Source organism: Xenorhabdus sp. NBAII XenSa04 (genome assembly GCF_963866145.1).
Lineage (GTDB): Bacteria > Pseudomonadota > Gammaproteobacteria > Enterobacterales > Enterobacteriaceae > Xenorhabdus > Xenorhabdus indica.
In genome coordinates this window covers 1-509 of sequence record NZ_CAWMEB010000289.1, presented here as the reverse complement: position 1 = coordinate 509, position 509 = coordinate 1, and the positions used below count along the sequence as shown (strand labels likewise).

The window sequence follows — 509 nt, the reverse complement described above, 5'->3', positions numbered from 1 at the left end:
GCCCGGCTCGCAGTCGCTGCCGTGCTCGCCATCGCCGCCCCGTGCAGCCCCCGCAGGGGGCTTCCCTTGAGTAAAGCCTCATCAGTAAAACCGATCCAGATCCTGAGCATCAGTGCTTGATAGCGTCGCAAGGCGCCGCTTGCGGGCTCTGTGCCGCCCGCCCCCGCAGAACGGCCGCCCGGCGTCCGGCAAGCCGGCCACCGTTCGCCCGTTGCCGTGAAAAACCGCACAGGATCAGGTTGTTCAGCGCATCAAAAGGAAAGCAGTCAGCTATTATTGCACCACAGCTTGCGGCGGTAGCGTGGCAAATAATCCCAAAAGGTGCGTCGGGGTCAAGAAATGATCGGGGCAAAATCGGCTCAATCTGCCACTTCGAAAGCCTTGTCCTGTGCGGGCTGGCGAGGTCGTGCGGGTATGACTGCCTCGGAGATGATGCCCCTTTTTAGGCCAGTATTTTGATGAGGAGTCGGGGCTTTTTTACAATCGGCACCGTTATTACTCGCCGGAGA

Annotated in this window: 1 protein-coding gene; it reads left to right on the top strand. The window is 60.1% G+C overall.

Going from position 1 to position 509, the window contains the following annotated elements:
- Positions 1-239 precede the first annotated feature (239 nt).
- Positions 240-446 (top strand): hypothetical protein, encoded by a 207-nt coding sequence (locus AAC147_RS10300; protein ID WP_339955602.1) that lies wholly within the window; start codon positions 240-242, stop codon positions 444-446.
- The last annotated feature ends 63 nt before the right edge of the window (positions 447-509 follow it).